Source organism: Chitinophaga sp. YR573, from assembly GCF_900110995.1.
In the GTDB taxonomy this organism is placed as follows: Bacteria; Bacteroidota; Bacteroidia; order Chitinophagales; family Chitinophagaceae; genus Chitinophaga.
On record NZ_FOJF01000002.1, the window covers coordinates 1242889 to 1256569 of the forward strand.

At 40.9% G+C, this 13681-nt stretch carries 14 protein-coding genes; 4 read left to right on the forward strand and 10 right to left on the reverse strand.

Annotation, left to right across the window (positions count from 1 at the left end; genetic code table 11):
- Nucleotides 1-63: 63 nt before the first annotated feature.
- The 6 genes from BMW86_RS24880 to BMW86_RS24905 all read right to left on the reverse strand — a co-directional run bounded on the left by BMW86_RS24880 (nt 64) and on the right by BMW86_RS24905 (nt 4232).
- Nucleotides 64-258 (reverse strand): M24 family metallopeptidase, encoded by a 195-nt coding sequence (locus BMW86_RS24880; RefSeq protein ID WP_255372999.1) that lies wholly within the window; start codon nt 256-258, stop codon nt 64-66.
- Nucleotides 259-385: 127 nt separating this feature from the next.
- Nucleotides 386-961 carry a class I SAM-dependent methyltransferase gene (locus BMW86_RS24885; protein WP_218149213.1) on the reverse strand — a complete coding sequence of 192 codons (576 nt, stop codon included), beginning with the start codon at nt 959-961 and terminating at the stop codon, nt 386-388.
- 30 nt (nt 962-991) lie between these two features.
- Complete coding sequence (locus BMW86_RS24890; RefSeq protein ID WP_089785092.1) at nt 992-1357, reverse strand: DUF2200 domain-containing protein; 366 nt, start codon at nt 1355-1357, stop codon at nt 992-994.
- A gap of 6 nt (nt 1358-1363) precedes the next feature.
- A complete protein-coding gene (locus BMW86_RS24895) occupies nt 1364-1813 on the reverse strand; it encodes a cupin domain-containing protein (protein WP_089785812.1) in 450 nt (149 codons plus the stop codon).
- Nucleotides 1814-2277: 464 nt separating this feature from the next.
- Complete coding sequence (locus tag BMW86_RS24900; RefSeq protein WP_089785094.1) at nt 2278-3300, reverse strand: alpha/beta hydrolase; 1023 nt, start codon at nt 3298-3300, stop codon at nt 2278-2280.
- Nucleotides 3301-3392: 92 nt separating this feature from the next.
- A complete protein-coding gene (locus tag BMW86_RS24905; protein ID WP_089785096.1) occupies nt 3393-4232 on the reverse strand; it encodes an AraC family transcriptional regulator in 840 nt (279 codons plus the stop codon).
- A 271-nt stretch (nt 4233-4503) separates the two neighbouring features.
- On the opposite strand from BMW86_RS24905, the gene BMW86_RS24910 reads away from it, so the two are divergent.
- On the forward strand, nt 4504-7878 hold the full coding sequence (locus BMW86_RS24910; protein WP_089785097.1) for an ice-binding family protein: 3375 nt from the start codon (nt 4504-4506) through the stop codon (nt 7876-7878).
- A gap of 8 nt (nt 7879-7886) precedes the next feature.
- Here BMW86_RS24910 and BMW86_RS24915 read toward each other — a convergent pair whose 3' ends face one another.
- The 4 genes from BMW86_RS24915 to BMW86_RS24930 form a co-directional block, all read right to left on the reverse strand.
- A complete protein-coding gene (locus tag BMW86_RS24915) occupies nt 7887-8306 on the reverse strand; it encodes an ester cyclase (RefSeq protein WP_089785100.1) in 420 nt (139 codons plus the stop codon).
- 130 nt (nt 8307-8436) lie between these two features.
- The gene (locus BMW86_RS24920) at nt 8437-9078 is read right to left on the reverse strand and encodes a DUF4291 domain-containing protein (protein WP_177189381.1); all 642 of its coding nucleotides are present in this window, start codon (nt 9076-9078) and stop codon (nt 8437-8439) included.
- Complete coding sequence (locus BMW86_RS24925; protein WP_255373000.1) at nt 9079-9645, reverse strand: NADAR family protein; 567 nt, start codon at nt 9643-9645, stop codon at nt 9079-9081.
- Nucleotides 9642-10118, reverse strand: a complete 477-nt coding sequence (locus BMW86_RS24930; RefSeq protein ID WP_089785102.1) for a macro domain-containing protein — start codon at nt 10116-10118, stop codon at nt 9642-9644. The genes BMW86_RS24925 and BMW86_RS24930 overlap by 4 nt, the downstream gene beginning before the upstream one ends.
- A 560-nt stretch (nt 10119-10678) precedes the next feature.
- Between BMW86_RS24930 and BMW86_RS24935 the strand changes: the two genes are divergently transcribed.
- From BMW86_RS24935 to BMW86_RS24945, 3 genes are all read left to right on the forward strand, one after another.
- Nucleotides 10679-11326, forward strand: coding sequence for a hypothetical protein (locus BMW86_RS24935; RefSeq protein ID WP_089785104.1), 648 nt, complete (start codon nt 10679-10681; stop codon nt 11324-11326).
- A gap of 821 nt (nt 11327-12147) precedes the next feature.
- Nucleotides 12148-12684 carry an RNA polymerase sigma factor gene (locus BMW86_RS24940; RefSeq protein ID WP_089785106.1) on the forward strand — a complete coding sequence of 179 codons (537 nt, stop codon included), beginning with the start codon at nt 12148-12150 and terminating at the stop codon, nt 12682-12684.
- A gap of 62 nt (nt 12685-12746) precedes the next feature.
- The gene (locus BMW86_RS24945) at nt 12747-13673 is read left to right on the forward strand and encodes a FecR family protein (protein ID WP_089785108.1); all 927 of its coding nucleotides are present in this window, start codon (nt 12747-12749) and stop codon (nt 13671-13673) included.
- Nucleotides 13674-13681 lie beyond the last annotated feature (8 nt).

The window sequence follows — 13681 nt, forward strand, 5'->3', positions numbered from 1 at the left end:
TTTTAAAATGCGTCTGTCAGACGGAATACCATGGCAAAATTCATTGTCAACGCTGATGCATGTTCATCCCCAAAATCCGTATGTTAAATAAGGAGCAGACTTTGCATCAAAACCGGCTGATATTTTAGCAGCATATTCGTCAAGTTCTTTTGTACTCATGCCTGCTTGGGAATAGTTAGTCATTTCTTTTAGTGTATATGCAACCGCCTCACTCGCTTTTTGCATACCAATTAATTCAGATTCTCCTGTTATTAACATATGCTAATTTCCTTCGTAAGTAATGAAAAAAGACAGCATTAAACAGGATTATAATGTACCACAAAAGTACAGAAATATTTCAACGTAAACCCGCTACCAGTTTGATAATCCACCCCAGGAAGATTAGTTAATCTAAACTAATTGCATTAAAATAATGATTTTCGCCTTCATCATCTGACTCGTCGATGATAGATAACCCTGAGGCCAACATTAGCGCTCTGTATTGCTCAGCTCCAAGTGATCTTGAGGTCTGTTCTGTTATTATATCCTTCCATTCCACTTTATAAAGAGGAGCGGAGAACAATAACCTTCCACCAGGATTTAATGCTGCCGCCATTTTGGAGATTAACATCCGCTGGGTTTCTTCCGAAAGCAGAAAGATCAGTCCAACGGCGATAATACCATCGAAAGAACGATTAAAGAAAGGAGACCTCTCCACCGATTCACAGGCAACAGGTACATTAGGGAAATTTTCACGGAAGGCTTTAATCATTGTAGGGGATGCATCCAGTGCATATGCGGCTAATCCTTCATCAAGTAATATTTTCGTGACAGGAATACCGGTGCCACATCCGATATCCAATACTACAGCACCTTTATTAAGGGTTCGGGCCCAGGCAGAAACAGTTGACGATCCTATCCGCCCTCTCTCTTTAATATATATTTCAGCAATGCTTTCGTAGCCATTTGATTCGTCAATCATAATGCATTGTTTACGCTAAAATAGAACACCCTACGAACCACGTAAGATCTTTTCCATCTTTTTGCCCTTCGCCAACTCATCCACCAACTTATCCAAATACCTGACTTGTTGTGTCAAAGGATCTTCAATTTCTTCCACACGATACCCACAGATTACGCCTGTAATAAGGTGTACATTGGGGTTTATCGAAGCTTGTTGGAAGAATGTTTCAAAAGTGACTTTTCCTTCTATTAATTCCTGCAGGTCCTTGTTATCAAAACCTGTTAACCACTGTATGACCTGATGTAATTCTTCTTTTGTTCTGCCTTTCTTCTCTACTTTGGCAAGATACATTGGATAGACCGAGGAAAAAGTCATTTTTGCGATACGCTGATTTTGTGTGTTGGAATTATTCATACCATTTTATTTAGCTTTAGGCGTCTTTTCTGTTTTCCATTTGATAACATGGTACACTGCTTTGGTAGTACCCACATTTCTAAGACCATGCAATTGATTAGATGCCTGGAAAATAACAGAGCCTGGGCCAACACGTTTAGTAATACCATTTACAGTCGATTCAACAATCCCCTCTTTTATAATGATCAGTTCTTCCTCGGGATGCTGATGCGGTGGATGTGGCGCCTCTCCGGGATTTAATGTAGTTACATGCAGCTCCAGTTCGTCTAGTGTCGGCGTAGGAGCCTGAAGGATCTGGCGTTTTTCTCCTGTTTTAGTAGCCTCTGCTTTGATGTCGTTCCAGTCATATATAGTAGACGATAAGGGGGGCTGCGGGTCTTTATGTGCAATAATGGCTATTGGGATACACATTATCAGTGCAGTGATGCAAATAAAAGTTATTTCTCGTTTTGTCATTGTATTGGGTTTAAGCAAAAGTTGTAAAAGAATTAGTTCTGGCTCGACTAACTTAATCAGTTTTTCCAAAGATTCCTGTAGTTAGGGGTATGGCAGGTAAAGTAGTTAGTAAGAATATTAGTCGTGCCAAAATGTTTTATTTATGTAACAGAAAATTTATGTTGGTTACACACAATATAACGAAATATCTTCTAAAAAATAAGACATAGATAAGTGGTAGTGCCTCAGTTTGATTACATAATCTTCGCGCCAGATGTTGTTGATCGATAAATACACCTTATCTGACGTGAATATTAGGTGAAGTTAAATTGAAAAACAAATACTGAACCCATATTCTAAAGCTAAATCAGAGAACTAAACAGTCAGATGCAGTGTATTTATGATCAATAACTTCTGGCAATCTACACTGTCATAATATTCAAACTGAGGCACTACCACTTATCTATGCCTTATTAAAGAATCCATTACCGAAGCGCCTCTTTAATTCCGGAAGCAGCTTGCAATAGCGCTGCATGCGTACCCGGAACCTTGCTCAGTGGATTAAGCAATCCCCAGTCATGGATCATCCCATTGTAACGGGTAGAGATGACGCTAACTCCTGCTTCATTTAATTTACGGGCGTATGCTTCACCTTCATCCCTCAGTACATCGTTTTCTGCCACTTCTACTATTGCCGGAGGCAATCCTTTCAACTGATCAATAGTTGCCTGTAGGGGAGAAGCATAAATCTCTTTACGGGCATTCAGATCTGTTGTATAATTATCCCAGAACCAGATCATCATGTTTTTTGTCAGGAAATGGTTTGTTGCATATTGATTATAGGAACCGGTTTCGAAATTGGCATCAGTTACCGGCCATAACAATACCTGTAGTTTAATAGCGGGGCCCTTTTTGTCTTTAGCCATTAAAGCCACAACAGCAGCCATGTTTCCGCCTACACTATTACCGGCTACAGCTAAACGTTTGCCATCGACGCCAATCTCTTTACCATGTTCTGCTACCCATTCAGTGGCAGCATATGCCTGGTTAATAGCAACGGGATAATGTGCTTCAGGGGAAGGCGTGTAATTAACAAAAACAGCAGCGGCGCCGGAGGCTACCACCAGGTCACGTACCAGACGCTGATGGGTAGGAAAATCGCCTAATACCCAACCACCACCGTGGAAGAACATGAAAACGGGTAGTATCCCCTTTGCATTGGCAGGTTTGATAATATCAAGCAGCAATGGTTGCCCATTGAAAGTGATGGTTTTCTCCGTCACTGTAATACCCGAGAGGTCCACCTTCACGGACGACTGGGCTCCTGTAAGCACTGCTCTGGCATCTTTGGGAGATAATTGTTCCAGGGGTTTGCCATTACCTGAGTTCAGCACGTTTAAAAATGCTTTCGTACCGCTTTCGATGTGAGAATCCTGTGCAGATAGTGTACCCCCGGAAAGTAAAGTAAGAATGATAACGCCTGCTCTTAAAATTGATAACCTTTTCATTTTTTGTAGTGTTTAATTGAACACTACAAAAGTACCCCATGATAAAGGCCCGTTCAAGGCACGATTGTAGACACCTATAGCACTTTTTTCCCTCAGGTGGCTAAATATGCCAAACGAAAGCTATTCGGAGAAGTACCTGACTGCTTGGTAAAGAAGCGAACAAAATAGGAAGCATCATCATATCCCAGTTTGTAACCGATCTCTTTTACACTCAGGTTAGTATGTACCAGCAGCCTTTTAGCTTCCAGAATGATCCGGTTTTTGATAACATCATTTGGAGTGGTATTACTATAACGGGTAATGCGTTTATTCAGCGCCTTGGGTGTGATATGCAAAAGATCCGCATATTCAGCTACTGTATGAAGGCGGGTATAATTCCACTCCACCAACTGACTGAAAGTTCTTGAAAATTCTACCTCATCATGGGCTTTTTCATTTGTTACATCATGCTTTTGCCGCCAGATACGTGTAGACTTAATAATAACCTGTTTGAGAAGGATGCGCAGCATCTCTTCCATGGTGGTATCATTCAGTTCAATCTCAGTTTTCATTTCCTGCAAAGTATTTTGCATAGCAGCAGATACTTGTGCTTTCATTGATATAACGGGTATTTCATAAACATTATGAAAAAGTATACCATCACAGGCCACTTCCTTATCATGAATTTCCACGCAATAAAAATCGCGGTTATAATAGAGCATGGTACCGGAGCATGCATCATCAAATGAATAATGTTGTCCTGGATTAATAAAGAACAAAGCATCTTCCCGCAAATGATATTTCTTAAAATCAATAACAACATGCCCCTTTGCTTTTACAAAAACAATTTTAATAAAGTCGGTCAAATCCTGCAGCGCCATTTGTTCATTAAGATCCTCATGGAAATCAAAATATCCAAACTTTTTGAATGCAAATTGCCTAAAATGATTCATTCAATTGATTTATGGCAAATTATAACTTTAAATATTAAATGCATAATGCTTAGCTAAAATCGGTATGTTTGTATTCTTAAGACAATTCCAATAGACACCATGGAATCTACAACATGTCCTGAATAAATCTGATTAACACGTTTCCCGTATTTTTTAATTACACCCACTCTGCATAACCGTCTCAGCAGCTCTTCTGTATAGCATTTGGCAACAAGCCGGATAGGTAAGATAAGCCCCAAAATAGCATGTAAGACCTGCTATTAATTTCACAATGAAAAATAAAGTACTCAACGTACTAACAGTCCTCACGTTATTATTTTCCCCCAGGGTAATTTTTGCACAGGCGCCTACTTTGGGAACAGCAGCCGATTTTGTACTCTTCTCTACCACCGGAGCCATCAGCAACACTGGAGTTTCTCATATTACAGGTAATGTAGGAACGAACACTGGCGCTATTACGGACTTTGGTAATGTAGACGGTGTAATGCATAACGCTGACGGAGCAACCGCCCTTTGTGTAATAGATTTGCTGAATGCATATAATCAGCTGAATGCGGCAACACCTACTGCTGCTCATGCGCCTGTTTTGGGCAATGGAGAAACGTTGAATGCAGGTGTTTATCTCATGGCAGCGGCTGGATCATTAAATCTGGACCTTAATTTAGATGCACAGGGAAATCCCAATGCGGTATTTATTTTTCAGGTGCAGGGAGCATTTTCCACAGGTGCATCTTCTCAGGTCAATTTGATGAATGGTGCACAGGCATGTAATGTATTCTGGAAAGTAGAAGGTTTGGCAAGTATGGCAACCGGAACAATGATGAAGGGAACTGTCATTGCCAACAATGCTGCAATAGCTTTGGGCGCAAACGTTACGTTGGAAGGAAGGGCGCTTTCTACTACCGGAGCGGTTTCTGTTAATGGCGTATTGGCATATACTCCTCTCGGTTGCGGGACGCCTGTACTTACTGGTCCTGCAGCTCCTGTGCTTGCTTCCACAGCCTGTTATGCATTGTTTTCTGCTAACGGAGCGGTTACAAACACAGGCTCCACATTTGTTACAGGCGATATTGGTACAAATGCCGGAACTACCAGCGGTTATAATGCATTGAATGTAACCGGTACCATACATCCCGTTCCTGATGCTTCTACAGCTACATGCGCAGCAGATCTGCAAAATGTTTATCACTATCTCGATACCCTCCCTTATAATATTGAGTTGTTGTATCCCGCTCAGTTTGGAAACAAGCTCGTTCTTACACCACATACTTACCTGATGAATGGCCCTACAGTATTTACAGATTCTCTTTATCTGAATGCACAGGGCAATCCGAATGCTGTATTTGTGATCAGGATAAACGGACCGCTTACTACAAGCACCTATGCAACAGTCAGGTTGATCAATGGAGCAGAAGCAAAAAATGTGTTCTGGAAAATTGAAGGTACTATAGACATAAGCAACTTCTCGACTTTAAAAGGAACGATTATCTGCAACAATGGAGGAATTGCCTTAAATACAGGAACTACCCTGGAAGGAAGAGCGCTTACCACCAATGGAATAGTGAATACTTCCGCAATAACTATTACGGGTACATCGGCTGCCACCATCAGTTATGCAGGCAGCCCTTTTTGCTCCACAGGCACTGCAACAGTAACGAGGACAGGCACAGCAGGCGGGACTTATAGCTCAACAGCAGGTCTGTCTATCGATGCAGCTACAGGCAGCATCAATTTAGGAACAAGCACAGCTGGTACCTATATCGTTTTATATACTATAGGATGTTCCTTATCTTCCCCCACTACTTCTGTTACCATTGCACACAAAGGCACGTGGACAGGTTCTGTAAATATTAACTGGAATGTTGCCGGCAACTGGGAGTGTAGCTCAATCCCTGACTCAGCTACGAATGTAATTATACTAGGCAGCCTTGCCAATTACCCTGTCATCAGTAACGCCATCAACGCTGTTAATAATCTTACTATCAGAAGCGGCGCCTCATTAACTGTTAGCGGAGCTACCTTAAAAATAGGGGATACTATTCTCAATAACGGGACCTTTACAGTTACCAATGGTACTATTGAAATGAACGGATCTTCTGCACAAATAATCCCATCCTCAGTATTTGCAGGAAACACGATCAAAAATCTAACCCTTAACAATAATGCAGGTGTCACCTTAAATGGGATACTTAACCTCACAGGAATATTATTGGCATCCCTCGGGGATTTTAATACCGGTGGATATCTGACTTTAATTTCCACCGCTGCACAAACAGCATTGATAGATGGTAGCGGAGCAGGCGAAGTGTTAGCCAATGTTATCATACAACGCTACCTGGCTAACGGTTTCGGTTATAAATATTTCAGCTCTCCATTTCAGGCCGCGACTGTAAACGAGTTTGCTGATGATGTGGACCTTGATACATTTCCTGCAATTTACCGCTACAATGAAAACCTGCCTTCTTCCGGTTGGGTGCGCTATACAAACACCAATGACCTGCTTATACCACTGGAGGGATATGCAGTCAATACGGGTGCATTGTCTGCCTCCAAAACAGTGGATCTTGCCGGGGTGGTTAATAACCATTTGATCTCTTCATCCACGCTGTATAATCATAATCAGCTTTATACCCGTGGCTTTAACCTCATAGGCAATCCGTATCCTTCACCGGTTGACTGGAACATGTCTGCCGGTTGGAGCCGTACTAATATTGATGCCGGGGTATATTATTTTAATGCCGGCACTTCCAATCAGTATGAAGGAACATACAGCTCTTACATCAATGGTGTTTCGAGCGATGGTATCGCAGGGCCTGTCATTGCTGCCATGCAGGGTTTTTTGGTGCATGTATCCAATGGAACTTTCCCGGTGTCGGCTACACTCACAATCAATAATAGCGCACGGATAAATAACCTGGTCCCGAATTTTTACAAAGAGGCTTCGCCTTTAACTTCTCCCTTACTGCGGTTAAGCGTTGGATTTAAAGATGAAAGCACTACTACAGATGCTGCTGTTGTTTATTTTGATGATACTGCCACACGGGTTTTTGAACAGGAAAGAGATGCACTTAAACTCATGAATACAGACTTGACGATACCTAACCTGTACATGCTTTCTTCAGATGCGCAAAAGCTTTCTGTTTACGCATGTCCTGCTTTAGAGGACAGTACCGATATTATTCCTCTCGGACTGAAAACAAATCAGACTGGCTGGATCACATTTAATGCAACCGATATAGATCGTTTTCCTTACGGACGGCATCTTTATTTGTACGATGCAAAGACAGGCATAAGACAGGATCTGAAGAACAATCCGCAATATCGTATATACCTTGATGCAGGTATATACGAGAATAGGTTTTCCCTGGTATTCCGCCTGAAAGACGAGCAGTCCCCACCCGCCACTAATGGTGGACTATTTAATGCATATAGCCTGGGAGGTCAGCTCTATGCGAATATCAGCGGAGTGTCCAACGAAAAATGTAATATAATTATAGTCAACATGCTGGGACAAATAGTAATGCGGAAGCTACTTAACGGCAACGGCTATTATGAGTTGGGATCAACACTCGGCGGAGGAGCATACATTGTAAGTTTCCATATGCCATCATATGTGTTTTCCCAAAAGGTATTTATAAGTAATTAATCATGATATTACCTCCCGGGTATTGCACCTATTTGTTGCATTAAGCCAAGAAGGTCAGGCTGACCAAATTCTTCAATTATCTGACTACCCGAGAAGCGGTAAAAATTAATAGCACTTACTTCAATTGGATTTCCTGTAGGCGGTACACCAAAAAAAATGCCCAGATGTGTTCCGCGCATCGTATAACGAGCCGCCACCTGATCATTTTCGGCTACTATACCATCCAATGTCCATTGGACATCAGGAAAACCAGTACGCATCATATGTATAATCTCTAAGTAACCAGCGGGCCCACGCATAGGGTCAGGCCGTCCGGGCACATAAAATATAGCTTCCGTAGCAATCAGTTCTTTAGCCAATGCTTCACTGGCGGTATTAATGAACTCTAAAAAACGGTTCATGGTCTGTTTATTAGCCTCTGCTGACATTTTAATATAGTTTGTGAATTGCAAAGGTTCGCTATTCTCATTAAAATGACTATAAGATATCTTAAGAAATACTCTTAAGGTAGTTTAAGGGTCAGCCTGCGATAAGATGGGTCTATACCGTTATTTCGATTCATCCTTCAATACCAGTTCGTTCTTTTAAAACCGGATTATCAATATTGCATACTCTTTCAACAGGTACTGATAATTGATCTGAATGGCCCTTATCCAGGAGAAGCTTTTGCTCCTTCACAAAATCAGTAATATCTTCAATCAGGTTAAGCTGATGTTTTCCGAATTGCTCCAGCATCTTTCCCTTCAGTCCGAGTTGTATGGCCCTGCGGGTAAGCTTGTTCCCTGCGGGATCATGATCCGGGTCCCATTGTAAACGTACTTCTTTCGTTGCAAGTTCATTTTTCCAAACTTCCTGATTGAGATAATATTTCGGATTATAAGAGGATAAAACAGCATTTGCCAGGATCTCTTCAAATACACTTTTATTAATCCATAATGCCAGAACTCTCTCCTGATTATGCTTTTCACCCCATCCACAGCGATACATCATCCAGAGAAAGTTTGGTTTAATCCAGGACATCCGGTTATAGCTGTAAGCACTTCCGCCCAGTATCTGGTTCGCTACTGCAAAAGATGCGATACTTGGGTTATATGCCTGGTAAACAACTATCTGTTCATCTTGCTGATGCGCAATAATATGCTGGCCTGCCTCCGGAAGATAACTGCGGGAGGCCTTATAATTCTCTATTTCTATTTTCATTTATTTCAGTTGATTCCGTACTTCCATTAAAGCATATCCTAATAAATTCTCACCTCTCCAGGATTCCGGATTATGAACTTCAGGATTATCTTCAGCCATACCAATTCCCCACACAGCATCTACAGGACTAGCTTCTACCAAAACCTTTTCTCCTGTGTTTAACAGAAATATTTTTAGTGCAGGATGCTGGGTAAACTTATGGAAATTACCTTCCACCACAATCTGGAACTTATGCTGTTCCCAAAGATCAGCATCAAAGTTTTTCACTTTTCTTCCCAGTTTTTTCGCTTCTGCCGGGGTAGGTGCTCCCAGTATTTTGCTGATTATTTCATCATCACCAAACAACCTTGCTTTGGAGGCCATCATCCAATGTTCCGCTGTCGGGTAGGTATGCCCTTCAACATGAAAAGGAGAGGGCCACCACTGACTAAAACACGTCTTCGTAATACTCCCGTCTTTAGAAGGCCGATGCCCCCAGAAGAACAGGAATTGTGTATTTTCTCCTTCCTGAGATCTCTTAATAAGCCAATCGTTATTATACTGCATCCTCTTTAAATTTGTTCTCATTCAAAATCATATACTGTTACTTCAATATCATTATCAGAAATTCCTCTAATGATCAGCGGCTCTATAATCTCCCATTTTCCACCTGCCAGTCCACAGCCAATTCTCGGCATATGCACCGTAGCATTTAACTTCCTGGCAAAATCCCCCACTTTATTAAGCCCCACTTCTATAGCTTCATAACGAACCGGTGGATTTCCCTTTTTATCATTAACTATTTTATGCTGTCCGATAATATTAGCTACCCAGATGTTATTTTCTACCTCTACAAATTGTACTTCACCAAGCTTAAAATTATCCTGCGACTTATACCATTCTCTAAATTCGTTTTCCGGTTTTTCCCAACGCTCGGACAATGCTAATACAAAGCCTTTTCCCCAGCGACCAATATCATTACAAATATGAGCGATGATCACACATCCCTCAACATCCGGTTTAGTCGCATCTCCTTTTATATACTTTATTTCCTTTCCCATTTTATTAATAAATCTATACTTTGCGTTGAATTAACACAAAGGAAATATAAATTCTCGAATTACAAGAATTTATTTGAAAAAGATACAAGTGGTTGCTGATGAGTTTCTGGTATTTAACGATTATGCTCTTTGATAATCAATATTTTAATCAGTATAGTCCGACTTATCTATCCTCTACTACCTCAGTTTAATTACATAATCTTCGCGCCAGATGTTGTTGATCGATAAATACACCTTATCTGACGTGAATATTAGGTGAAGTTAAATTTGAGAACAAATCCTGAACCCATATTCCAAAGCTAAATCAGAGAACTAAACAGTCAGATGCAGTGTATTTATGATCAACAACATCTGCGTCATAATATTCAAACTGAGATACTACCGAAAATCAGCCTAAATGATACAAAAAGACATTAAATTTAAACACCCAAACACCCCCACATGAACTCATACATCTTTTATCTGATCATATACCCCTTACTACTGCTGCTAAGCATATACATAGGAATCCTCTTTGCCAAAAGGCATTAAAGAAGAAATATGAATGGAAACCACTGGGTATGGAAAATGGGTTAGTAGGATTTTATGCACTGTTGGTCTCCTTCTCCCTGGCACAAGCTGCCAGCCATCACAGGGAAAGAGTAGCATATATCCATGAAACAGGCGATAAAATGGCCTTATTGATCCGTAAGAGTGAATTATTCGACCCGGTGCTGAAAGAGCGGCTAAAGCCTTATTTTACCCAGTTATTCGTGATGTTATTAGGGAAGATACAGGTATCACGGGAGGCAGTGCATGAATCCATTGATAAAATTGAGGTGCTGGATAACAACCTGGATACTTATTTGATTGAATACGCAAAAGCATCCCCGGAAAAAGAAAAGGAAGTAAATGAATTAATGGGATTAATTGAGCAGATGGAGGATGTTTACTACAGACTGATGTACTCTTATCATGAAAATACACCGCATCTTATCTTGTTCATCCTCGTAATTTTCTCATTACTGATAGGCGTGCTGATGGGATTTATTAACAAGATCCATCATAACCAGATGCATATCTCCGCGGTCATCTTTATCATAATAAGTTTTCTTATCATAAATACGATTCACGACCTGGACACGCCTTCTCTTGGTTTTATTAAACCCAGTTTTGAGGATATCGGGGATGTGAAAGAGTCCTTTGACCTGTACTTTAATAAGCGGTAAAGCATGGCTAAGCCTACCCTCATTCATGTCTGAAGCATGGCTGCGTCTACTCTCAGCCGTATTAACCGCGCACTTTGACATGTACGCCTGTTGTAATCTTTCTTCAATAACAGAAGCAGAAAGACCTTCTTTCAGCCATAAAATGGCCTTCCCGGTCATCTCCCGGTACAATGGATACTCCTTTACCACAAACTGCCGGTAAACAGCCGAAGCAAGACGAGACGCCACCCGCATCCGTACAGAACTCTCCCTGAACCCCGCAAAAGCCTTATCTTTCTTAATCCGTTTACCGGTAATAGAACTCTGCATACGCACATAATACTGCTCGCCCTCTAACCGATAAACAGTGAGGCCGTCTCGTGTCCCTGTAAAGGGTGGTGGTTCAGATGATACCCATTTTGCCATACCCCTAATTTACTGATTTTTTTCGGATGAGATCCAGTGTAAAGCCGCTTTAACCGCGCACTTTTATAACCCCAAAAAGCATATCAGCCACCGATCCTGCGTTCATCCTTCATTAAACAACGTAGGATGAACGTAGGATGAGCGAATCTCATTACTATTAAAATCTTACATAATCTTCGCACCAGAAGTTATTGATCAATAAATACACCTTATCTGACGTGAATATCAGGTGAAGTTAAATTGAAAAACAAATCCCGAACCCCTATTCCAAAGCTAAATCAGAGAACTAAACAGTCAGATGCAGTGTATTTATGATCAATAACTTCTGCAAGAAGCGAAATCTTAATAAGAAGGTAATATACACCCCACACATCATATTTTAACTTTGCAGGGTGCCACAAAGTAAAGGGTCTGCAATGAACAACATTCTATTAATAAAGAAAGGGGATGAGAATGCCTTTGTAGAGATGTATCACCGCTTAAATGCCCGGGTCTTCAACTTTTTCCTTAAAAAGACCCGGCAGCCGGAAGTAGCAAAAGACCTGACCCAGCAATGTTTTATCCGTATCTATCACTACCGCGAAAGCCTTTCAGAGCAGCATCCGCTGGAAAAACAGGTCTATATCATTGCCAAATCTATTTTCATCAATCATCTCCGCCAGGAAAACAGACGTAAAGTAAGAGAAACAAATTATTCGGGAGAACAGGCTGACTATGAATCAGACAACCGTTTCGAAATCAATGACTACCTCAATAAAATAACTCTCACATTATCCCCCGTACGTAAAAAGATTATTCTCCTCAAAGTACACAAAGGGCTGTCTAACAAAGAAATCGCTGAAGAATTATCTATCTCCGTAAAAACAGTGGAAAACCATATCACCAAAGCTCATCACCACATGCGGGTGGTTTCCGCAGAATTAATGATCATTATGGTCATCCTTCTCTGTTAAAGATGTTAAGGAATTGTTACCAGTAGGGGATACTAATGTAGCACGGTGTACATATATACAACATGAAACCAGACGAGATTTTAATAAATAAGTTTTACAGCGGAACATGCACACCGGAAGAAGCAAAGCTGGTCATGGACTGGTTCATGGAAAATGAACAAACCGAAGATTGGGAAGATGAAACACCTAACAAATATGAAACAGAAATGTTAGCTGTGATCCGTGCCAACACCTTCGGAACAAAGATCATCAAACTATGGCCAAAGGTAGCAGTAGCCGCCAGCGTATTACTAATAGCCAGCCCGTTCTTTATGAAAATGAAAAAGGAACAACCGGCAAAACAGATAGCAACAACGAAAGTCATATCTAACTGGACTTCCATCACCGCCGCTAATAAAATGAATATCCGCTTAAAAGACGGATCTGCCATCGTACTGGAAAAGGGAGCCACCATGCGTTACGATTCCATCGCCTGCAGAACAATTTATCTGGATGGAAAGGCATTATTCACCGTAGCTGCCAACGAACAAAAGCCTTTCACCGTAAAAACAAAAGGTTACTCAACAATTGCCCTGGGTACATCCTTTATGGTATCCGCAGAAAAAGGCTTTCGTGTGAAACTCTTCTCCGGTAAGGTATTGATAAGAACAAACAGCCAGAAAGATATCTATTTACAACCAGGAGAAGAACTGGCCTATAACAAAATTATACGGGTATCACACAAACCGGAGATCATACCTGTTAAACGCAAAAGTATCAGCATAGAGAATAATAATATGGTGTTCGATAATGCACCATTGAAAGATGTACTGGAACTGTTCAAAGAAAAATATCATATCACTATACAGTATGATGAACAGAATATCTCCGGTGTGTATTTCACCGGACAGGTTTTGCCAACTGATAAAATAGAACTGATCCTGAAAACGATCGCCAGGATCAATAATCTGACACTCACTTCCAAAGACGGTACTTATATAATTCTGTAAGCAAAATT

Excerpts from the sequence above, each read along its gene's own strand:
- BMW86_RS24880 (WP_255372999.1), bottom strand. The coding sequence starts at position 258 with ATGTTAATAACAGGAGAATCTGAATTAATTGGTATGCAAAAAGCGAGT.
- BMW86_RS24940 (WP_089785106.1), top strand. The coding sequence starts at position 12,148 with ATGAACAACATTCTATTAATAAAGAAAGGGGATGAGAATGCCTTTGTA.
- BMW86_RS24890 (WP_089785092.1), bottom strand. The coding sequence starts at position 1,357 with ATGAATAATTCCAACACACAAAATCAGCGTATCGCAAAAATGACTTTT.
- BMW86_RS24925 (WP_255373000.1), bottom strand. The coding sequence starts at position 9,645 with ATGAGAACAAATTTAAAGAGGATGCAGTATAATAACGATTGGCTTATT.
- BMW86_RS24930 (WP_089785102.1), bottom strand. The coding sequence starts at position 10,118 with ATGGGAAAGGAAATAAAGTATATAAAAGGAGATGCGACTAAACCGGAT.
- BMW86_RS24935 (WP_089785104.1), top strand. The coding sequence starts at position 10,679 with ATGGAAAATGGGTTAGTAGGATTTTATGCACTGTTGGTCTCCTTCTCC.
- BMW86_RS24905 (WP_089785096.1), bottom strand. The coding sequence starts at position 4,232 with ATGAATCATTTTAGGCAATTTGCATTCAAAAAGTTTGGATATTTTGAT.
- BMW86_RS24885 (WP_218149213.1), bottom strand. The coding sequence starts at position 961 with ATGATTGACGAATCAAATGGCTACGAAAGCATTGCTGAAATATATATT.
- BMW86_RS24915 (WP_089785100.1), bottom strand. The coding sequence starts at position 8,306 with ATGTCAGCAGAGGCTAATAAACAGACCATGAACCGTTTTTTAGAGTTC.
- BMW86_RS24895 (WP_089785812.1), bottom strand. The coding sequence starts at position 1,813 with ATGACAAAACGAGAAATAACTTTTATTTGCATCACTGCACTGATAATG.
- BMW86_RS24945 (WP_089785108.1), top strand. The coding sequence starts at position 12,747 with ATGAAACCAGACGAGATTTTAATAAATAAGTTTTACAGCGGAACATGC.
- BMW86_RS24900 (WP_089785094.1), bottom strand. The coding sequence starts at position 3,300 with ATGAAAAGGTTATCAATTTTAAGAGCAGGCGTTATCATTCTTACTTTA.
- BMW86_RS24910 (WP_089785097.1), top strand. The coding sequence starts at position 4,504 with ATGAAAAATAAAGTACTCAACGTACTAACAGTCCTCACGTTATTATTT.
- BMW86_RS24920 (WP_177189381.1), bottom strand. The coding sequence starts at position 9,078 with ATGAAAATAGAAATAGAGAATTATAAGGCCTCCCGCAGTTATCTTCCG.